19 protein-coding genes are annotated in these 19,736 nt (G+C 72.0%); 12 read left to right on the forward strand and 7 right to left on the reverse strand.

From position 1 onward, the window contains the following. The first annotated feature begins 11 nt into the window (after positions 1 to 11). The gene (locus tag KGA66_RS09910) at positions 12 to 413 is read left to right on the forward strand and encodes a CopD family protein (protein ID WP_211466990.1); all 402 of its coding nucleotides are present in this window, start codon (positions 12 to 14) and stop codon (positions 411 to 413) included. Between the two features lie 63 nt (positions 414 to 476). On the opposite strand, the gene KGA66_RS09915 is transcribed toward KGA66_RS09910, so the two are convergent. After that, positions 477 to 998 (reverse strand): MarR family winged helix-turn-helix transcriptional regulator, encoded by a 522-nt coding sequence (locus KGA66_RS09915; protein ID WP_211466992.1) that lies wholly within the window; start codon positions 996 to 998, stop codon positions 477 to 479. A 154-nt stretch (positions 999 to 1,152) separates the two neighbouring features. Here KGA66_RS09915 and KGA66_RS09920 point away from each other — a divergent pair, with 154 nt between their 5' ends. From KGA66_RS09920 to KGA66_RS09940, 5 genes are all read left to right on the forward strand, one after another. Beyond that, positions 1,153 to 1,644, forward strand: a complete 492-nt coding sequence (locus KGA66_RS09920; protein WP_211466994.1) for a MarR family winged helix-turn-helix transcriptional regulator — start codon at positions 1,153 to 1,155, stop codon at positions 1,642 to 1,644. Then, complete coding sequence (locus tag KGA66_RS09925; protein ID WP_211466996.1) at positions 1,641 to 3,428, forward strand: chloride channel protein; 1,788 nt, start codon at positions 1,641 to 1,643, stop codon at positions 3,426 to 3,428. The genes KGA66_RS09920 and KGA66_RS09925 overlap by 4 nt, the downstream gene beginning before the upstream one ends. Positions 3,429 to 3,483: 55 nt before the next feature. Then, a complete protein-coding gene (locus tag KGA66_RS09930; RefSeq protein WP_211466998.1) occupies positions 3,484 to 4,026 on the forward strand; it encodes a hypothetical protein in 543 nt (180 codons plus the stop codon). Between the two features lie 79 nt (positions 4,027 to 4,105). Beyond that, positions 4,106 to 4,570: a GNAT family N-acetyltransferase gene (locus KGA66_RS09935; RefSeq protein ID WP_211467000.1), complete on the forward strand. Its 465-nt coding sequence runs from the start codon at positions 4,106 to 4,108 to the stop codon at positions 4,568 to 4,570. Between the two features lie 50 nt (positions 4,571 to 4,620). After that, positions 4,621 to 4,857, forward strand: coding sequence for a hypothetical protein (locus KGA66_RS09940; RefSeq protein WP_211467002.1), 237 nt, complete (start codon positions 4,621 to 4,623; stop codon positions 4,855 to 4,857). A 16-nt stretch (positions 4,858 to 4,873) separates the two neighbouring features. Here the strand turns inward: KGA66_RS09940 and KGA66_RS09945 are convergent, their stop codons facing one another. Next, entirely contained in the window at positions 4,874 to 6,511 is a 1,638-nt protein-coding gene (locus KGA66_RS09945; protein ID WP_211467004.1) for a molybdopterin-dependent oxidoreductase, read from the reverse strand. Positions 6,512 to 6,677: 166 nt separating this feature from the next. Further along, positions 6,678 to 7,349, reverse strand: coding sequence for a fasciclin domain-containing protein (locus KGA66_RS09950; RefSeq protein ID WP_211467006.1), 672 nt, complete (start codon positions 7,347 to 7,349; stop codon positions 6,678 to 6,680). Between the two features lie 334 nt (positions 7,350 to 7,683). Between KGA66_RS09950 and KGA66_RS09955 the strand changes: the two genes are divergently transcribed. From KGA66_RS09955 to KGA66_RS09965, 3 genes are read left to right on the forward strand one after another with little or no spacing between them, the layout of a single operon-like run. Further along, positions 7,684 to 8,787: a Gfo/Idh/MocA family protein gene (locus tag KGA66_RS09955; protein WP_438822029.1), complete on the forward strand. Its 1,104-nt coding sequence runs from the start codon at positions 7,684 to 7,686 to the stop codon at positions 8,785 to 8,787. Continuing rightward, positions 8,784 to 9,917 (forward strand): DUF993 family protein, encoded by a 1,134-nt coding sequence (locus KGA66_RS09960; RefSeq protein WP_312886840.1) that lies wholly within the window; start codon positions 8,784 to 8,786, stop codon positions 9,915 to 9,917. Before KGA66_RS09955 ends, KGA66_RS09960 begins: the two co-directional genes overlap by 4 nt. Next, positions 9,914 to 10,795, forward strand: a complete 882-nt coding sequence (locus KGA66_RS09965) for a sugar phosphate isomerase/epimerase family protein (RefSeq protein WP_211467010.1) — start codon at positions 9,914 to 9,916, stop codon at positions 10,793 to 10,795. Before KGA66_RS09960 ends, KGA66_RS09965 begins: the two co-directional genes overlap by 4 nt. Positions 10,796 to 10,940: 145 nt before the next feature. Here the strand turns inward: KGA66_RS09965 and KGA66_RS09970 are convergent, their stop codons facing one another. Next, positions 10,941 to 12,248: a chymotrypsin family serine protease gene (locus KGA66_RS09970; RefSeq protein WP_211467012.1), complete on the reverse strand. Its 1,308-nt coding sequence runs from the start codon at positions 12,246 to 12,248 to the stop codon at positions 10,941 to 10,943. A 401-nt stretch (positions 12,249 to 12,649) separates the two neighbouring features. Between KGA66_RS09970 and KGA66_RS09975 the strand changes: the two genes are divergently transcribed. From KGA66_RS09975 to KGA66_RS09985, 3 genes are all read left to right on the forward strand, one after another. Further along, positions 12,650 to 12,892, forward strand: coding sequence for a DUF1737 domain-containing protein (locus KGA66_RS09975; protein WP_211467014.1), 243 nt, complete (start codon positions 12,650 to 12,652; stop codon positions 12,890 to 12,892). A gap of 160 nt (positions 12,893 to 13,052) precedes the next feature. Beyond that, a complete protein-coding gene (locus tag KGA66_RS09980; RefSeq protein WP_211467016.1) occupies positions 13,053 to 14,012 on the forward strand; it encodes a sensor histidine kinase in 960 nt (319 codons plus the stop codon). A 53-nt stretch (positions 14,013 to 14,065) separates the two neighbouring features. Next, positions 14,066 to 15,064, forward strand: a complete 999-nt coding sequence (locus tag KGA66_RS09985) for a zinc-dependent alcohol dehydrogenase family protein (protein ID WP_281416533.1) — start codon at positions 14,066 to 14,068, stop codon at positions 15,062 to 15,064. 96 nt (positions 15,065 to 15,160) lie between these two features. Here the strand turns inward: KGA66_RS09985 and KGA66_RS09990 are convergent, their stop codons facing one another. The 3 genes from KGA66_RS09990 to KGA66_RS10000 form a co-directional block, all read right to left on the reverse strand. Beyond that, complete coding sequence (locus tag KGA66_RS09990) at positions 15,161 to 16,012, reverse strand: amidohydrolase family protein (RefSeq protein ID WP_211467020.1); 852 nt, start codon at positions 16,010 to 16,012, stop codon at positions 15,161 to 15,163. 187 nt (positions 16,013 to 16,199) lie between these two features. After that, complete coding sequence (locus KGA66_RS09995) at positions 16,200 to 18,587, reverse strand: beta-xylosidase/alpha-l-arabinosidase (RefSeq protein WP_211467022.1); 2,388 nt, start codon at positions 18,585 to 18,587, stop codon at positions 16,200 to 16,202. 96 nt (positions 18,588 to 18,683) lie between these two features. Beyond that, a complete protein-coding gene (locus KGA66_RS10000; RefSeq protein ID WP_211467024.1) occupies positions 18,684 to 19,688 on the reverse strand; it encodes a LacI family DNA-binding transcriptional regulator in 1,005 nt (334 codons plus the stop codon). Positions 19,689 to 19,736 lie beyond the last annotated feature (48 nt).

The raw sequence follows: 19,736 nt of genomic DNA on the forward strand, positions 1-19,736 counted from the left end.
GGCGCGGCGACATGCTTGCGGTTTCCTGGGACACGGTAAGGCTGTTTCTGCACGTGTTGGCGGCCACGGTGTGGGTCGGCGGCCAGCTCACCCTGGCCGCGCTGGTACCCGTGCTGCGCGGCGTCGGCACCGAAGTGCCGGCGACGGCGGCGCGCCGCTTCAACCAGGTCGCCTGGCCGGCTTTCGCGGTACTGGTCGCCACCGGCGTGTGGAACGTGATCGCCGAGCGGGACAAGCTCGACGGCGCCTACAACAATACGTTGATGCTCAAGCTGGTCCTGGTGGTGCTCTCCGGCGTCAGCGCTTTCGTGCACACACGCGCCCGCAGTTCCGCGGCTCTGGCCGTTTTCGGCGCGCTGACCGGGCTCAGCGCCCTCGGCGCGTTGTTCGTCGGCATCCTGCTCGCGGGCTGAGTATCGGACACCCTCCGGGCCGACCATGAACCACCGGCCGGCCGAGCCGGCCCGCGGTCGCGGCTACTCGCCGCGCCGCTGCGATTCCCGGTCCGTGCCCGCGTCGAACCACCAGTCGCGTTCCGGCGGCTCGCCGACCGCGCCGCTGAAGGCATGGAGAGCCGCCGTGACGTGCCGGTAGCTTTGCAGCGGAATCGACTCGACGTAGTGGGCGAGTTCGGCGCGGCGGCGGTCGGCCAGCGCGAGAACCAGGTTCTGCCCGTTCGGCGTCAGGCTCAGCCGCACCTCGCGCCGGTTGGCGGCGGTGCGGTACCGCCGAATCAGACCCTTGCGCACCAGGCGGTCGCACATGCGCGTCGCCGTGGACGGAGCCACCGCGAGATCCGAGGCGATGTCCGTCACGCGCTGCGGGCCCCGGGAGGCCAGCACGATCAGCGCCCGCGACTGCGGCAGGGTGACCTCCGGATCGAGGTCGGCCAGTGTGCGCGCGGCCAGCGCCACCATGGCGCGGCTGGCCAGCAGCAGCGCCTCGATGACCTCGTCGCGGGAGTCCGCGTCCGCGCGGTCCCCGTCCTGAGAGTGCATGTCGCAATCATTGCACGCCCTAAAGCCGATCATCCGGCGCTCGCACCCGGACTCCCCCTCCCGCCGCGGCGTGCTCCAGTCTGCTCCCGTGCGCCGTACCGCGCGGCTCGTTCGCGGTTGACAGAAAGACTTGCACTAAGCAAGCCTTGTCTATGTGAATAGTTTTTCCCAGGTTGAAACGCGCACCACGCCGCGGGCGGACGTCGCCGCGTTCGAACAGCTGGCCCGGGCCCTGGTGGGGATCACGCTCAAGAGCCTCAGCGTGCTGGACGGCGCGGTGAGCGTGCCGCAGTTCCGGCTGCTGCTCGCGCTCGACGGGCTCGGCAGGGTGCCGTCCTCGGCGCTGGCCGAGGCGCTGAGCATGGCGGCCTCCTCGGTCACGCGCCTGGCCGACCGGTTGCAGGCGGCCGGCCTGGTGGAACGCGGCAGTGTGGAGCACAGCCGCAGCATCGTCACCGTCGAGGTGACCGCTCGGGGACGCGACCTGGTCACCGCGGTGCTGGACCGGCGGCGCGCGATTCTGGAGGACGTGCTCGACCGGATGGAGCCGCGGCAGCGGGAACTCGCCCGAAACCTCGCCGCCGCATTCGTCGACCTGGCCGGTGACGCGGTGGCACTCGGTGTGAACGGTCCGGTGCCGCTGTGACCGCGTCCCGCGCCGCGAGTGAGCGCCCGGCGCACCTGGGCGATTTCACGCTCGGCCCCCGGGTCCTGCTGATCGCGCTGCTGGCCCTGCCGGTCGGCGGGGCGAGCGCGGTGGCCGCCTTCCTGCTGCTGCGCCTGATCGGCCTGATCACGAACCTGGTGTTCTATCAGCGCGTCGCCACGGGCCTGATCGCCCCGGGCGCCGTGCACCACCCCGGCTGGCTCGTGCTCGCCGCGCCGGTCGGCGGCGGCCTGGTCGTCGGGCTGATGGCCCGCTACGGCTCGGAGAAGATCCGTGGCCACGGCATGCCCGAGGCCATCGAGGCGATCCTGATCGGCGGCAGCCGGGTGGCCCCGCGGGTGGCCGTGCTCAAGCCGGTGTCCGCGGCGGTCAGCATCGGGACCGGCGGGCCGTTCGGCGCCGAGGGGCCGATCATCATGACCGGCGGCGCGGTTGGCTCGATCCTCGCGCAGGGCCTGAAGCTGTCCGCCGACGAACGCAAGACCCTGCTGGTGGCCGGGGCCGCCGGCGGCATGGCGGCGACCTTCAACGCGCCGCTGGCCTCGGTGCTGCTCGCGGTCGAACTCCTGCTGTTCGAATGGCGTCCCCGAAGCCTGATACCAGTCGCCACCGCCGTGTCGATCGCCACGATCTGCCGCGGGCTCATGTCGGGCACCGGTGCGATCTTCCCGGTGGAGCACGTGGTGCGCCCGGGAGCCGGCGAGCAGCTGCTCACGCTGATCCCCGGGCTGACCGGCGGACTGCTGGCGGTCGGCGCGACCGGGCTGGTGTACCTGGCCGAGGACGCCTTCAGCCGGCTGCGCCTGCACTGGATGTGGTGGCCGGCCGTCGGCGGCCTGGTCATCGGGCTCGGCGGCTTGGTCGAGCCGCGGGCGCTGGGCGTCGGCTACGACGTGATCGACCAGCTGCTGACCGGGCGGGCCGGGCTCTCGCTGATCCTCGGCATCCTCGTCGTCAAGACCCTGATCTGGTCGCTCTCGCTGGGCTCCGGGACCTCGGGCGGAGTACTCGCCCCGGTGTTTATGATCGGCGGCGCGCTCGGCGCGCTGGAAGGCACCGTACTACCGCACGTGTTCCCCGGCTTCTGGGCGATGGCCGGCCTGGCCGCGGTGGTCGGCGGCGTGATGCGCTCCCCGTTCACCGGGGTGGTGTTCACCCTGGAACTCACCCGCGCCTGGTCTGTACTGCCGGCCCTGCTCATCGCCTCCGTCAGCGCGTACGCCCTGTCCGCGCTGGTGCTCAAGCGCTCGGTGCTCACCGAGAAGATCGCGCGCCGCGGCCTGCATCTGACCCGCGAGTACAGCACCGACCCGCTTGAGGCCCTGTTCGCACACGAGGTGATGACGCGCAATCCGGTCGAACGGCCCGCTGACCTGACCGTGCCCGGTGAATCGGCCGGGGCCCGCGACGGCGCTGCGCTGCGCGACGGCTTCGGGCCGCCGGGCAACGGACGCCCGGCGCTGCCCGGCCGCGCCGTGGTTTTCGCCGATCACACGCTGCGCGAGGTCGCGAACATCCTCGCGCACCACAACGTGACGCGGGCGTTGGTGGTCCACCGCCGTGCCCCGCACCGGCTGGCCGGCCTGATCACCCTCGACCAGTTACTGCACGCACGCCGCCGCGACCTGCACGAGGAACTGCACCGCGAGCGCCTGTTGCCGACCCGGCGGTCCGCCAGAGCGGTGAAGGTTTCCGAGGCGGCACCGGGCGCCGGCGACAGTTCCGGTGCACCGGACGAGAAGGTAGGCGCAGAATATAAATGACATGATCATATAATGAATACCGCAATCACACCCGGACGACACTGTCGAGGTACTGATGGAGACCGCAGATCGCGGCACCGCCGCGTACCAGGGACCGAGGCTGCTGGCGGACCTGGACTGGTGCCTGGCTCAGGCCGCGGACGACCAGCGCGGAGCGCTGTGGCGGCTGGCTGAGCCCGGACGGCAACTGGACGCCAACCTGGTGCGCCTGCCCCCGGGAGCCACTGTGGAGCCGCACACCGAGCCAGACGTGGACGTGCTGCTGCTGCCCGTCGCGGGCCACGGCACGCTGCGTACCGAACAGGGCCAGATCGCGCTCACGGCGCACGCGCTGACATGGCTGCCGCGCGGTTCGCGACGGTCGATCACGGCGGGTCCGGACGGCCTGGCCTATCTGACCGTGCACCGCGCCCGTACCGGCCTGCGCATCCGGCTGCCGACCGACCCGCAGGCACTGGCGCGGCTGGAACAGCGCGAAGAGGAACAGGAGGGTGGCGAGGCCGCGTGCCTGCTGCCGAGGTTGTGCCCGCACTGCGGAGAGGTCGCCGCCGGAGCCAAGCCGGCGGTGTGCCCGGCCTGCGGCGAGCCCTGGGACTGACGATCACGGGTTGTACGGGTTATACGGGTTATACGGGTAATACGGACCGACCGAGGAGAGGAGGAGCGGGCCCCGACGAATGACCGTCCGGCCATCGCCGACCCCGCGCCCAGCCATGGCATTCGAGATCAAGGCTGAGCAAGACCGCGAACGCTACAGCGCGTACCTGGACGGCCGGCTGGTCGGCTGGGCGCAATGCGTGCTCGTCCGGGACACCGTGCTGGTGCCTTACGTCCGGGTCGACCCGGCGGACCACGACAAGGGCATCGGTTCCCTGCTGCTGCGCCGGATCTTCGACGACGCCCGAGCGGGCGACCGTACCGTCCTGGCGCTGTGTCCCTTCGCGAAGCGCTGGAAGCAGTTGCACCCGGGTTACCGGGACATCGCCCGGGAGCCGAGATGGGGCGAACGCGCCGCCGTCCGCGCACTGCTGCTGGCCGCGCGCACGCGCAGGCGACTTGACGAATTCACCGAGACCCCGGCGGATTCGAACCGGGCCGGCCCGGTTAGTGCGATGGATGCCGGAACGAGACAGACCGCCTGAGCGGCGGCAACACGAGGAGTGACACGAGAGACGGAAGAAGGCGGATCACGATGCACGAGAGCGACCCCGACGAGACGGTCCGCGACGAAGGCGCGCCGCACGACGCGTTCGGACCCGGCGATCCGACGGACGCGGACGAGACGCGCGAGCGGCTCAGCGACCAGGGCGAAGCGCCGATCCCCGACGTGATGGGCGAACCCGGCGCGGTCACCCCGAACGTCATGGGCACCAAGCAGCCCCGGGCCGACAAGGCACTGGGGGACAGCCGCGAGGAGGACCTGCCGTAACCGAACGCGCTCCACGTCAGACCACGGTGACGACGACTCTCTCCCATCCGCTGGCGCCGTCGGGCAAGGGGTCCGCCCGCGCTTCGGTCTGAAACCGGCCGCTGGAGTCGGCCGCACGCACCTGGAGACCATGGCTGCCGGGCGTGGCGTGCCAGTCGTAGGTCCACTGCCGCCAGGTGTCCGGGCCGTCCTGGGCCGCGAGGCGGGCGCTCTGCCACGGGCCCTGGTCGACCCGGACCTGCACGTCCTGGATCGCCCGGCCGGTCGCCCATGCGATACCCGCGACGGTGACCGGCCCGGCCGCCACGCGCGCGAAGGGTTTGGGCACGTCGATGCGCGACTGGGTCTTCATCGTGCCGACGCGCGCGTAGCCGCGCTGCACCCAGTACGCGGTGCTCGCGGCGAAGGTGGTGACGTACAGATCCGTCACCCACTTGCATGCCGAGGCGTAGCCGTAGAAACCGGGTACGACCACCCGAGCCGGGAAGCCGTGCGCAACGGGCAGCGGCTCGCCGTTCATCGCCACCGCGATCAGGGCCTCGCGCCCGTCCAGCACGGAGCCGAGCGGCGTGCCGATCGTCATGCCCTCCACCGAGCGCGCCAGCAACTGGTCCGCCCCGCGCCGCACGCCGGCGGCGCGCAGCAGATCGGGCAGCGAAGCGCCGATCCAACGCGCGTTGCCCACGTACGGGCCGCCCACCGGGTCGGAAACGCAGGACACTGTTACGTCGTGCTCGTGCAGCGGCAGGTGCAAGAGGTCGGCGAAACTCAGTTCGATGGGACGGTCCACCATGCCGTGGACCCGCAGTGTCCAGGAATCCGGACGCACCTGCGGCAGGACCAGCGCGGTGTCGACTCGGTAGAACACCTCGTTGTCGGTGAAGAAGGGGCTGAGGCCCGCCACATTCGGATGCACGCCGTACGGAAGCGGGGCGGCGGGGTAGGCCGGGCGCGGGATTCGCACTGCGGCGCGCGCCGCCGCGACACTCGATCGCCGCGTGGCGATCAGATCGGCGCCGACGCCGACCACAGCCGATCCGGCCGCCAGCCCGGCGGCGGTGGCGACGAACCGGCGCCGACCGGGGTCATGCCGTATCCGGGTGCTGTGATCATGCTCTGTCCGGGTGCTGTGATCGGGCTGTATCCCGGCACTGCGATCAAGTTGTGTCCGGGCTGCGTGATACGCGCGCGTCAGCAGCCGCAGCGCGCCGATCCCGGCGGCTGCGCCGAGGACGCTGGGCAGCGCCCACGACGGTCCGCTCTGCGGCTGTGTCTCCGCGGCCGCCACGCCGACGGCGCCGAACAGGGCGATCAGCGCCGCGCCGAGCGCGAAGCCGCGCATCGCCGCGATCCCTGCCAGTAGCGCGATCCCGGTCAACGCGGCCAGGATCCCGGCGATCAACAACTGTTTGTCGTGAACGCCGAAGTGAGCGACGGCGTAATCCTTCAGCGGCGCGGGCGTGAGGTTCACCGCCGCGGCACCCACCGCATATACCGGGGCGCTGGAGGCCCCGGTGAAGATCGCGACGACCTGGCCGGCGGCCAGCGCCGCGGCCGCCGCGAGCGCGCCGAGCAGCGCCGCGGTTCCCAGCCGCGCCAGCCGCGCCGGTTTCGCGTCGCGCGACCTTCGCGGCCCGGTCTGGGAGTCCCGCATCGTGTCCACCTTCGTGCTCACCCGACTCTCGGAGAGCTCTGCGTCCGCCCCGAAAGCGGACCGCGAACCCCGCTGGTTCACTGGGCTGCCGGCGCGCGGCAGGTTCACATCCGCGCGCCGGCAGCGATCGTGGTGACGCGTGGCCGCGTCGATCGGCCGGCGAGGCTCAGCTCGCCGCCGGCATCAGGACCGAGTCGATGATGTAGACAGTGGCGTTCGCGGTCTGCACGTCGCCGCACACGACGTTCGCGGTGTTGCCCGCGGAGCCGCCGGTGACGGTGAAGTTCGTGCCGCTGCCGGCGACGGTCACGGTGCCGCCGTTGAGGGTGGCGTGGGTGCCCGCGAGCTGGCCGGGGGCCAGACGGCCGGCGACCACGTGGTAGGTCAGGATCTTGGTCAGCTCGGCCTTGTCGGCCAGCACGCCGTTGAGCGTCGCGGCGGGGATCTTCTTGAACGCGTCGTTGGCCGGCGCGAACACGGTGACGCCCTGGGCGTTGTTGAGCGTGTCGACGAGTCCGGCCGCCTTGACCGCGGTGACCAGGGTGGAGAGCACCGGGTTGTTCGAGGCGGCGGTCGCCACCGGGTCCTGGGCCATCCCGGTGAAGCTGCCGGCGCCGCCGGCGGGCACGGCGGAGCAGGCCGGGCCGAACTCGGTGCCGGCCGCCGCGGCGGATGCCGCCATGGACGGGCTGTCTGCGGCCATCGGGCTGGACGCGGCGCTGCCCGGGGTGCCGGAGGCGGTCGGGTTCGTGCCGCTGGAGGAGCAGGCGGCGAGCCCTGTGGCCAGCGCGGCGGCGGCGACGGCGGCCGACAGGCGACGGGCGGTGAATGCGCGCATGGAACGTCACTCCAAGTCAGGTGTACGGGCGTGGATTTACGAACAGCGGACGCCTCTGCATGGAGCGGCCCGCTCCGGATCAGGCCGCCGTCCGGCGTCTCACGATCACTGATTCGGTACGGGCGGCGCGGCGGATTGGCCGCGCCCTGCCGTTCCCTCGATCGGGCGACGGGCCCGGAACCGGGCGGGTCTTGACCCCATGGCCGTCCGCTTCTAGCCTGTGACCGAGCCGAACTGGAAAGCGCTTTCCTCGCTTTCGCATCCCCACTGTCATCGCGGAGTCGCCTTGTCTCGCAGGACGATCGGTATCGCGCTGGCCGGTGTGACCGGGCGCATGGGCTACCGGCAGCATCTGGTGCGCTCGCTGCTCGCCATCCGCGAGCAGGGCGGGCTCGAACTCCCGGACGGCACGGTGCTGTGGCCCGAACCGGTGCTCGTCGGGCGCAGCGCCGACAAGCTGCGGGCGATCGCCGCGCGCCACGGTCTGGAGCGCTGGACCACATCGCTGGACGAGGCTCTCGCCGACCCCGCTGTCGAGGTCTACTTCGACGCGCAGGTGACCTCCGCGCGCATCAAGGCACTGAATGCGGCGATCGCGGCAGGCAAGCACGTGTACACCGAGAAGCCGCTGGCCGAGTCGCTGGCCGAGGCGCTGGACGTCGCCGCGCTCGCCGACCGCGCCGGAGTGAAAGGCGGGGTGGTGCAGGACAAGATCTTCCTGCCCGGGCTGCGTAAACTCAGACGTCTGATCGAAGGCGGCGCGCTCGGCAGGGTGCTGTCCGTGCGGGGCGAGTTCGGCTACTGGGTCTTCGAGGGGGACTGGCAGCCGGCGCAGCGGCCCTCGTGGAACTACCGCCGCGCCGACGGCGGCGGGATCGTGCTCGACATGTTCCCGCACTGGAGCTACATCCTCGAAGGCTTAATCGCCCCGGTGCGGTCGGTGTACGCGCACGCTGTCACACACCTGCCCGAGCGCTGGGACGAGCAGGGCCGCGCGTACACGGCCGACGCGGACGACGCGGCGTACGCGGTCTTCGAGCTCGAAGGCGGAGCCGTGGCGCAGATCAACTCCTCCTGGGCGGTGCGCGTGTACCGCGACGAACTGGTCGAGTTCCAGGTCGACGGCACCGAGGGCAGCGCCGTCGCGGGACTGCGCGAGTGTCGGGTCCAGCACCGCGCGGTCAGTCCGCGGCCGGTGTGGGACCCGGACGTGCCGAACGGTGAATCGTTCCGCGGACAGTGGGCGCGGGTGCCGGACAACCAGGAATTCGACAACGGGTTCAAAGCGCAGTGGGAACAGTTCCTCGCGCACGTCGTGGCCGGCACGCCGTTCCCGCATGATCTGCGCTCAGGGGCCCGCGGCGTGCAGCTGGCCGAACTCGCGCTGCGCTCCGCCCGAGAGGGCAGGCGCGTCGAGGTGCCGGAGCTGCCGCGGTGACCGGGACGCAGCCTCTGGACGGGGTCGCGGTGCACCGGCCGCCGGCCCGCAGCCGGGTCTTCCTCGCCGCCGCCCATGTCGTCGCCGACCCCACCGCACCCCAGGGGCCCGGCGTGCCGGCGGCGCTGGACTGGGACGCCACCCTGGCTTTCCGCCACCGCCTCTGGTCGCTCGGGCTCGGCGTGGCGGACGCCATGGACACCGCGCAGCGCGGCGCCGGCCTCGACTGGGCCGCGACCAGGGAACTGATCGAGCGCTGCGGCGCCGAGGCCCGCAGCGTCAACGGCCTGCTGGCCTGCGGCGCGGGCACCGACCAGCTCGATCCCGCGGCGCAGCCCGACCTCGCGCGGATCGCCGCCGCCTACGAGGAACAGATTTCAGTGGTCGAAGACGCCGGGGCTCGGGTGGTGCTCATGGCCAGCCGGGCGCTGGCCGCCGCGGCCCGCGGCCCCGAGGACTACGCCGCGGTGTACGGCCGCCTGCTGCCGCAGCTCGCGCGCCCCGCGATCCTGCACTGGCTCGGCCCCGCCTTCGACCCGCAGCTCGCGGGCTACTGGGGCGCCGCGGACGTGGACGCCGCAGCCGAGAGCCTGCTGGCGATCATCCGCGAGCACCCCGGGAAGGTCGACGGGGTCAAGCTCTCGCTGCTGGACGCGCCGCGTGAGATCGCGCTGCGCCGCGCGCTGCCTGCCGGGGTGCGCCTGTACACGGGCGACGACTTCGACTACGCCGAACTGATCAAGGGCGACGAATACGGGCACAGCGACGCCCTGCTCGGCGTCTTCGACCCGATCGCCGAGCAGGCCGCCGCGGCGCTGGCCGCCCTCGACCACGACGACGCAGAGGGCTTCGACGCCGCGCTCGGCCCGACCCTGCCGCTGGCCCGGCACCTGTTCGCGGCGCCGACTCGGCACTACAAGACCGGAGTGGTGTTCCTGGCCTTCCTCGCCGGGTATCAGGACCATTTCACGATGGTCGGCGGCGCGCAGCGCGAGCGGTCCGCCGCGCACCTGGCCGGCCTATTCGAACTGGGCCGCGACGCCGGGATCTTCCCGGATCCGCAGCGCGCCCGGGCCCGTATGCGCACCGCGCTCGCGGGCTGCGCCCTGGAAGGGAGAGAGGTGCTATGAGCGCACTGCCGGCGCCGGCGCGCCTGGCGCTCAACAGCGCCACGACCAAGCGCTGGAGCGCTGCCGAGGCGATCGAGGGCTGCGCCCGCGCGGGCATCCCGGGTATCGGGCTGTGGCGCGACCAGGTGGCCGCGAGCGGCCTGGAGCGGACCGCCGACCTGATCTGGACCACCGGGGTGAAGGTCTCCAGCCTGTGCCGCGGCGGCTTCTTCACCGCCGCCGACGAGCGCGGCCGGCGCGCGGCGATCGAGGACAACCTGCGCGCGGTCGAGGAGGCGGCCCAACTCGGCACCGACGTGCTGATCCTGGTCTGCGGCGGCCTGCCGCCCGGCAGCCGGGACCTGGCCGGGGCGCGGCGGATGGTCGCGGACGGCATCGCGCAGGTGGCCCCCTACGCCGAGCAGCAGGGCGTGCGCCTGGCGATCGAGCCGCTGCACCCCATGTTCTGCGCGGATCGCAGCGTCGTGTGCACGCTCGGGCAGGCGCTCGACCTGGCCGAGGAGGTCGACGGCGTGCTCGACGGCCCGATCGACGGCGCGGGGCGGGCCGCGGGCGACCTGGCGGTCGGCGTCGCGGTGGACACCTACCACGTGTGGTGGGACCCGCAGTTGCACGAGCAGATCGCGCGCGCCGGCCGCCGCATCCTCGCCTTCCAGGTCGGCGACTGGACCGTGCCGCTGCCCGCCGACGCGCTCCTGGGCCGAGGCCACGTCGGCGACGGGCACATCGACGTGCGCGAGATCGCGGACTCGGTCGCAAAGGCCGGATACACCGGTTATACGGAGGTTGAGATCTTCAGTCAACGGGTGTGGGACACGCCGGGTGACGAGACCCTGCACACGCTCATCGAGCGTTACGAAGAGTACCTCGCCTCCTGAGGCGCTCTGCCAGGGTGCCTGCGTCCCGGTCGCCGTCGCGAAGCCGGAGCCGCGTTCGCGGCGGCCAGGCTTGGCGCAGCGGCGGCCCGGTCTGCCGCCGCTGCGCCAAGCCTGCGTGCTTGTCAGCGGTACTCGCGTTGCCGGATCAGCAGGGGCAGGGATGCCCGCCTATCATCCGGTTGACGGCTTCCCAGGGGGTGAAGAAGAAGAAACTGCCGCCGTCGCCGCCGGCGATGACGCCGCGGACCTGCATGGGACTGCCGGAGATGACCGGGCCGCCGGAGTCGCCGGGCTGGGACAGCGGGCCGGTACCGCCGACGGGGTGCCCGGTGCACATGTCGTATTCGGTGGCTCCGTCTGCCGGCACGGAGACGGTCTGGCCGCAGGCGTCGATCTGCCCGGTGCAGATCTCCTGGCTGTAGGAGCCGTCGGTGCAGAACTGGTTGCCGGCGAAGTTGTACGCCTCGCCGACGTAGGGCCAGTAGGTGTTGTTGCGGGTGTAGATGTCCGGGGCCAGGGTGGTGCCCTGCAGGGTGATCAGCGCGGCGTCGGTGTGGCCGTTGTTGAAGCTCTGCCAGCCGGTGATGCCCATGAACTGCCCGGTCCAGCCGTTGTTCTGGCTGGCGTTCCACCAGTAGGCGCCGGAGGCGCCGCAATGGCCGGCGAACAGCATCTGCGCGGGGGCGTAGTACGGGTCGGTGTAGCCGAATCCTGCGGTGCAGGACACGACAGCGGTGTGGCTGTTGGTGAAGGTGTCGATACGGTCGCCGCCGAACCAGGGGGCTGCGTCGCTGTAACGGCTGTACGAACTGCTGTCGTGGGGGCTGACGGTGTGCGCGCGCTGGTCGCGGTGCACGTACGCGTCGGCGGCCGCCGCGTTCGGGAACTGGATCCGCTTGACCATGTCGGAGACAGGGCCCTGCTTGACCACGCGGACGAGGTCGCCGTACTGGGCCCGCAGCCGCGCGGCGAGCTTCGCGGTGGGGTTGGTGACGCCGACGAAGACCTGATTGGCCTTCGGGTTGGGACCGACGACGTTCCAGGGGACGCCGTCGATCGTCCTGTGGGCGGTGATCGCGGCCTGCGCCGCGAGCATGGCCTGCTGGGAGTGCTTCACCGCGACGTACTGAACGCGGTAACTGGTCGTGGCGGCCAGGGCCGGGCTCTCGCGGGTGGCCAGGCGCGGACTGGCGTTGTGCTGCGCGGCGAGCGCGGAGCGGGCCTCGGCGACCGCGGAGGCCCCGGCGGTGTAGACGGTGATGGTGTGGTGGGCCTCGTCCACGTAGAGCCCGGCGAAATGCTTCGTGTCGCCGTTGACGGCCTGCCCGAACCCGCCCAGGTCGAAGGTCTTGTTCAGCGCGATGCTGTCGGTGACCGGCGCGGCTTGTGCGGCAGCGCCGCTCGCGGCGCCGGTGCCCAGGGCGGTGGTGACGGCTGCGGCGGCTATGCCCACCGCCAGCCACCGCCGAGGCGTGCGCGTTCTGCGAAGCCCGACACGTCTGCCTTTGATCATGTGCATGGATCATTCCCCGATTTCACAGTGCTCTGACGATGGTGCGCCTGGGCTGTGGACCGGCGATGCGCGGGCCACAACCGAAGAGCTGGTACAACGATCGCCTCGTGAGAAGCCGGGCGGCTAGGCTTTTGCGCGAGAATGCAAAAGGTCTGAGACCGACTGCGGAGGCACGGGGGTGCCGGGTTGGGGTCCAACCGGATCGGCACGCCGCGACCGGCGCCCGAATGATCCGGGTAGGCGGCGGTATGAGTGATACTCGGATGTGCAGCGTCGCGCGCATTCGCCGACAGCGAACGCGTTACGGCCCTCGCGGCGCGCCCCCGTGGCATGCTCGTTTCATGGCGAAACCTCCGAACGACCTTCCCCGTTACCGCGTTCTGACCGGCCCCGACGACGAGACCTTCTGTCGCCGGGTCAGCGAGGCGCTGGACCTCGGCTACGTCCTGCACGGCGGTCCGGCGCTGGCCGCCAACGACGAGCAGATCATCGTCGCCCAGGCCGTGGTCTGGCCCGAGCCGGCCGCCGCGGTGCGGACCGTCGGCTTCGCCGCCACCGCGAGCGGTGCCGCGGGGCGCGGCTGAACCCGCCGCCCCGGCGGCCGGCAATGGTACATCCGTGCCAAGCTGCCGAGCCCCGGCGTCGGTACGGCCCACCGTGCGCTATGGTCGGGAGCGACTTCGCGCCCGGCAGGGCGTTGATCCGAGGCGGCTCTGACGTGGAAATGGCGCGGGAGACCTGACGGTGAGCGACACACCCGTCCCCTCCGACCCGCTCGAGACCGGGCTGCGCCATCTGCTCTACCCCTACACCGGTGCGCAGAACTACCTGCCCGGGCTGCTCGCGTACGTGGATGAGGCGCTCGCCGTCGGCGCGAGCGTCGTCGTGTGCGCGCCCGAGGAGCGCGTCCATCTGCTGCGCAAGCACGTGGCCGCGCACGACGCGGTCGCCTACATGGACGCCGGTACGCTCGACGCCAACCCCGGGCGGCTGATCCCGATGTGGAAGGACTGGGTCGACCAGCGCGGCCGGAAGGGGCCGGTTTACGGCATCGCCGAGTCGGTCTGGCGCGGACGCAGCGCCGCACACCTGTCCGAGCTGTGGTACCACGAATGGCTGCTCAACCAGGCGTTCACCCGGCATCCGGCGTGGTCGCTGCTCTGCCCGTTCGACACGGCCGACCAGTCTCAGGCCACCGCACGGGCGCTGAGCCGTTCGCACCCGCTGATCTGGGACGGCGCGACGAGCGTCACCGGAACGCAGTACGACCCCGGGCCGTACCCATACGAGCCGTTCCCTGATCCGCGAGACTCGTACCAGGAGATGCCGTACACGATCGACGACCTGACAAGGGTCCGCGAACACATCGGCGCCTGGGCCTCCTGCCGGGGCATGGCGCAGGCGCGGACCGGCGACCTGCTGCTCGCGGTCACCGAGATAGCCTCCAACAGCATCCGGCACGGCGGCGGCCGCGGCGTGCTGCGCACCTGGGCAGAGGACGGCGCCCTGGTGTGCGAGTTCCGCGACGACGGGCTGATCGCCGACCCGATGGTCGGCCGCAGGCGCCCCATGGCGGACCAGATCGGCGGCTGCGGACTGTGGTTCGCGCACCAGCTGTGCGATCTGGTGGAGATCCGTTCCGCTCCGCGCGTCGGCACGAGCGTGCGCCTGCACATGAACCTGGCGCGCGAGGAGGCGGCGTGAACGGGCGCGGCGGGGCCGGCGCGCGGGACGCTCCAGGCGAGATCCCCGACACGATGGATGCCTGGGTCGTACACGATCCGGGCCCGATGGCGGGTAGGCCGCTGCGCAGAGTCAGCCGCGCGGTGCCGCGGCCCGGGCCGCGGGATCTGCTGCTTCGCGTCGAAGCGTGCGGTGTGTGCCGCACGGACCTGCATCTGGCCGAAGGCGACCTCAAACCGCGCCGCCCGCAGTGCGCGCCCGGGCACGAAGTCGTCGGGCGGGTCGTGGGCTTGGGCGCGCAGGCGCTCGGGTTCGCCCTCGGCGACCGCGCCGGCATCGCCTGGCTCGCCTGGACCTGCGGTGAGTGCGAGTACTGCGTCCGTGGCGATGAGAACCTGTGCCCGCGGTCCCGCTACACCGGATGGGACGTGGACGGGGGTTATGCGCCTTATGCCACCGTCGACGCAGACTACGCATACAGACTGCCGAAGCAGCCGCCGGCCGAGGAACTCGCCCCGCTGCTGTGCGCCGGAATCATCGGTTATCGGGCCCTGAAACGAGCGGAGTTGCCGCCGGACGGCCGCCTGGGCATCTACGGATTCGGAGCGTCGGCGCACCTGACCGCGCAGCTGGCGATCGACGCCGGAGCCACGGTCCATGTGCTGACCCGCTCCGCCGAGGCCAGGCGGCTCGCGCTCGACCTGGGCGCGGCCTCGGCGGCCGGAGCCTACGACGCCCCGCCGGAGCCGCTCGACGCCGCGATCCTCTTCGCCCCGGTCGGCGACCTCGTCCCGGTCGCGCTCGCGGCCCTCGACCGCGGCGGCACCCTGGCCATCGCGGGAATCCACCTGAGCGACATCCCTTCGCTCGACTATGACAGGCACCTGTTCCAGGAACGTTCGATACGCAGCGTCACGGCCAACACCCGCGAGGACGGCCGGGAGCTGTTAGCCGCCGCCGAATCGGCGCGACCGCGCATCGCGGTCACCCGGTACGCCCTCGCGCAGGCGGACCGGGCGCTGACCGACCTGGCCGCCGACCGCGTCACCGGTGTCGCCGTCCTCGTGCCCTGACGCTCTGCGCTCTGACGCTCTGCGCTCTGGCTCTCAGCCCTCTGCCGTGCCGCGCGGGCACGCGGCTCTGGGATACGCCGCCTGGCCCGGGTACTGTCAGGATTCCGCAAGCGCGTAGACGCGCGCCGCCGTTGCGCCGAAAACCGCGGCCCGCTCGCCCGGCGACAGCCCGGCGGTCAGCTCCCGCGCCGCGTCGACGACCTGCCCGTAGGAGGCCGCCAGCAGGCAGACCGGCCAGTCCGAGCCGAACATCAACCGGTGCGCGCCGAATGCCTCGAACCCGGTCTGTGCGTATCGCTGCAGGTCGGCGACCGTCCAGTGGTCCTGATCCGCTTCGGTGACCATGCCGGAGAGCTTGCAGTACACGTTCGGCTCGGCGGCCAGCTCGCGCAGCAGCGTCGCCCACGGCTCCAGCCGGCCCGAGGCGATCGGCGGCTTGGAGAGGTGGTCGAGCACGAAGGTCAGCTGCGGCAGCGCCCGTACCGTCTCGATCGCCGCCGGCAGCTGGTGCGGGAGGGTGAGCAGGTCGTAGCAGAGCCCTGCGTCGGCGAGTGCCCGCAGGCCGCGGCGCACGTCCGCCCGGCACAGCCACCGCGGGTCCGGCTCGCCCTGCACCAGGTGGCGCACGCCGACCAGCCGGTCGCCGCCCGGAGCCTCGCGCAGCCCGGCCAGCGTCTGCGCGACGTCCGCCGCGGTCAGATCCAGCCAGCCCACCACTCCCGCGACCAGCCGCGAGCCGGCCGCCACGGCGAGGAACTCACGGGTCTCCTGCGCGTCCGGCAGCACTTGAACCAGGATACTGCGACTCACGCCGGCCGCCGCCGCGACTGCCGCGTAGTCCCGCACCGCAAAGGTCCGACGGATCGCAGCCATCCGCGGGCCGTCCAGCCACGGCTGCGCGCGACGACTCAGGTCCCAGAGATGGTGGTGCGCGTCGATCGTGTTCATCGGCCGGCCGCCCCGCCTCGGCCGGCGTTCGGGCGGACTGCGGGGGCGGATCGGCCGGGCGCGCCGCCGCGCGGGCAGCCGGCCGCCGCGCCGCACCCCGGAACCGATCCGCAAGCACGCTGAGAAGCCATGGGCAGGACTGTACCGGGCCACCGCCGCTTCGCCCAGGAGATCGGCTCTCTCGCGACTACCGGGCCGACAGGCTGCCGTTCCCGAGCGCCGCCGCGCCGTCCACGCCGCCGATCCCGTCCGCCACCGTCACCACCGGCTCCATCACCCGGTCGAACCCGACCTCGCGGCGCGCACCCGTCATGGTGACGCTGACCGTACGGCGGATGTCCGCGCTCGAAGCGCCGACGCGCAGTTCGACCTCGCCCGGATCGACCTGCCGCAGCCCGTCCCGGCCCGTGTACGCGGTCAGATCGGCGTGCAGGTCGATCGTGACCGTGCGGGCCGCGCCCGGCTCCAGATCCACCCGCGGCGCCGCGATCAGCTTCTGCACCGGCCGCGCCACATCCGCCACCGGGTCGTGCAAGTAAACCTGCACCACCTCGGACGCGGGCAGCGGCGAGTCGTTGCGCAGCGAGACCGACAGCCGATACGTCCCGTCGGTCGGCCACAGCCCGCCGCCCTGACCCGCCTCGACCCAGGTGACCGGGGCGTACGACAGACCGTGCCCGAACGGATAGAGCGCGCTCTGCTCGATGTTGCTGACCCCGCCACCGTGCCCGAGCGGCGCGGCCAGGTAAGTCCACGGCTGGTTGACCCCCGCCGCGGGGAAGCTGACCGGCAGCCGGCCCGAAGGGTTGACCCGGCCGCTGAGCACGTCCGCGAGCGCGTGCGCGCCCTCCTCACCGGGGAAGAACCCGCACACCACGGCGGCCAGCCGGTCGGCCTGCCGGGACAGCTCGTACGGCCGCCCGACCAGCAGCACCAGCACCACCGGCGTGCCGGTTTCCAGCAGCGCCTCGAGCAACTGCTCCTGGCGGCCGGGCAGCCGCAGGTCGGTCGCGTCGCAGCCCTCGCCCGAGGTGCCGGCGCCGAACAGGCCCGCCTTGTCGCCGAGCACCACGACGCAGACCTCTGCCTCGCGGGCCGCGCGCACCGCCTCGGCGATCCCCTCCTCGTCGCCGCCGAGCACCGGCACGCCCTGCGCGTACGTAACCTGATATCCGGCCGGGTCCTCGCGCAGCGCGGCGAGGACCGTGGGCACCTCGACACCCATCGGCACGTCGGGGTGGTGCACGCCCACGTGCAGCGGGAACGAGTAGCAGCCCATCAGCGCCCCGGCCTCGTCGGCCCGCGGCCCGACCACCGCGATCCGGCGGCCCGGTGCCAGCGGCAGCGCGCCGCCCTCGTTGCGCAGCAGCACGATCGAGCGCTGCGCCAGCTGCCGGGCCAGCGCGCGGCTCTCCGCGTCGTCGATCTCGCCGTCGCCCTCTTCGAGCGCCGCCGGCTGCGGCGACCAGTGCGCGTCCAGCAGCCCGAGTTCGCACTTCTGCCGCAGCACCCGCTCCAGCGCCCGATCGATCAGCGCCGGCTCCACCTCGCCGGACTCGACCGCGTCCAACAGCGGCTGCCCGAAGCACTTGACCGTCGGCAGCTCCACGTCGATGCCCGCGCGCAGCGCCAGCGCCGCGGCCTGAGCCTCGGAACCGGCCACGTTGTGCAGCGTCTGCAGGAAAGTGATCGCGAAGTAGTCCGCCACCACCGTCCCGGTGAAGCCGTAGGTGCCGCGCAGCAGGTCGGTGAGAATGCCCGGATCGGAGGCGGCCGGCATGCCGTCCATGTCCGTGTACGCGTTCATCACCGACCGCACGCCCGCGCGCAGCGCCATCTCGAACGGCGGCAGCAACACGTCGGCCCGCTCGCGCGGGCCGATCGACACCGGAGCCAGGTTGCGCCCGGCTCGCGAGGCCGAGTAGCCGACGAAGTGCTTGAGCGTGGCCACGATGCCGGCCGACTCGACCCCGCGGACGTAGGCGCTGCCGATCGTGCCGACCAGGTACGGATCCTCGCCGATCGTCTCCTCGACCCGTCCCCACCGCAGGTCGCGGGCCACGTCCAGCACCGGGGCCAGACCCTGGTGCACGCCCAGGCGGCGCATGGTGCGCCCGATGCGTGCGCCCATCCGCTCCACCAGCTGCGGGTCGAAGCTCGCGCCCCAGCACAGCGGCGACGGGTAGACGGTCGCCTGCCAGGCGGCCAGCCCGGTCAGGCACTCCTCGTGCACCACGGCCGGGATGCCGAACCGCCCGGCCTGCATGATCTGCCGCTGGGTGCGCGCCACCGCCCGGGCCCCGGCCAGCGGTTCCACCGGCACGGTGCCGAAGGCGCGGGTCAGCTGCCCGATGCCGTCGCGGATCAGCTCGTCCCAGTCGGAGGCGATGACGGCCAGCTCGTGCTGGTGCGGGGCGACGTCACCGCCCGCGCTGTCTATGCCGACCCACACTCCGAAGAGCTGCGCCACCTTCTCCCGGACGGTCATCCGGGCCATCAGGTCGCCGACTCGCGCGCCGACGTCGGCCGCCGCGTCGCGCCAAACCTCAGCGGTCAGTTGATTGTCGATAGCCACGTACGGTCCATCCGTCCTTCACCGTGCACAGAGCGTTCGTCGAAGCAGCTGGCGTTTGTCGATGTGGTGGTTTTCGTTGGTGCGGTGGGTATTGCGTCACAGCGCGCGGGTCGACTGGCGCACGACCAGCCTCGTCGCGAGTGTTATGTGCGTCCGGGGCGGCGATTCGCCCCGGATGAGCTGGACCAGGATCTCGATCGCGTGCTGGCCCATCGTCCGGATGGGCTGCTCGACCGTGGTCAGCGGGGGAGTGCTGAGCACCGACTCCGGGATGTTGTCGAAGCCGACGATGGACAGGTCCTGCGGCACGCGCAGCCCCAGTTCCCGAGCCACCTCGATGGTCGCGATGGCCGACAGGTCGTTCGCCGCGAACACCGCCGTGGGCCGATCGGGTGAACTGAGCAGCTCCCTGGCCGGCTTGACCGAGACCTCCGGGTCGTATGCGCCGACCTGCACCAGCCGCTCGTCCACAGGCACCCCGGCCGCGGTCAGCGCTTCCCGGTAACCCTGCTCGCGCAGCTGAGCCGACTGCAGGTCGGGCCGGCCGCCGAGCAACGCGATGCGCCGGTGCCCGAGATCGAGCAGGTGCTCGGTGGCCAGCCGCGCGCCGCGCAGATTGTCCGAGTCGATCGTCGGCAGGTCGCTGGGGCCCGTGTGCGGGTCGACCGCGACCACGGGGGCGCCGTACTGCACGTCCACCACGGTCGGGGTGACCAGCACCGCGCCGTCCACGAGGGTGCCGCTGAGCCGGGACAGGTACCGGCGCTCCCAGCCGACGTGGTCGCTGGTGCGCCCGCCGGCCGAGTAGACGACCAGTTCGAAGCCCGTGCCGCGGATCGCGTCGCCCGCGCCCTTGAGTAGTTCGGTGCTGAACGGCTCCAGGTCGGCGACCAGGATTCCGATGACGTTGGTGCGGTGGTTGCGCAGGCTCTGCGCCACCAGGCTGGCCTCGTACCCGAGCTCGTTGATCACGGCCTGGACTCGCGCGAACGTGTCCGCGGACACCCCGTAGCGCTGGTTTATGACCTTGGACACGGTGGCGACCGACACGCCGGCGGCGGCCGCGACGTCGCGGATGGTCACACGGGAGCTTGGCTGCACCGGGTCAGGATAGCGTTGTAAATCGTTATCGACAACGATTGACACGAT

The organism is Actinocrinis puniceicyclus (genome assembly GCF_018283645.1).
Classification (GTDB): domain Bacteria; phylum Actinomycetota; class Actinomycetes; order Streptomycetales; family Catenulisporaceae; genus Actinocrinis; species Actinocrinis puniceicyclus.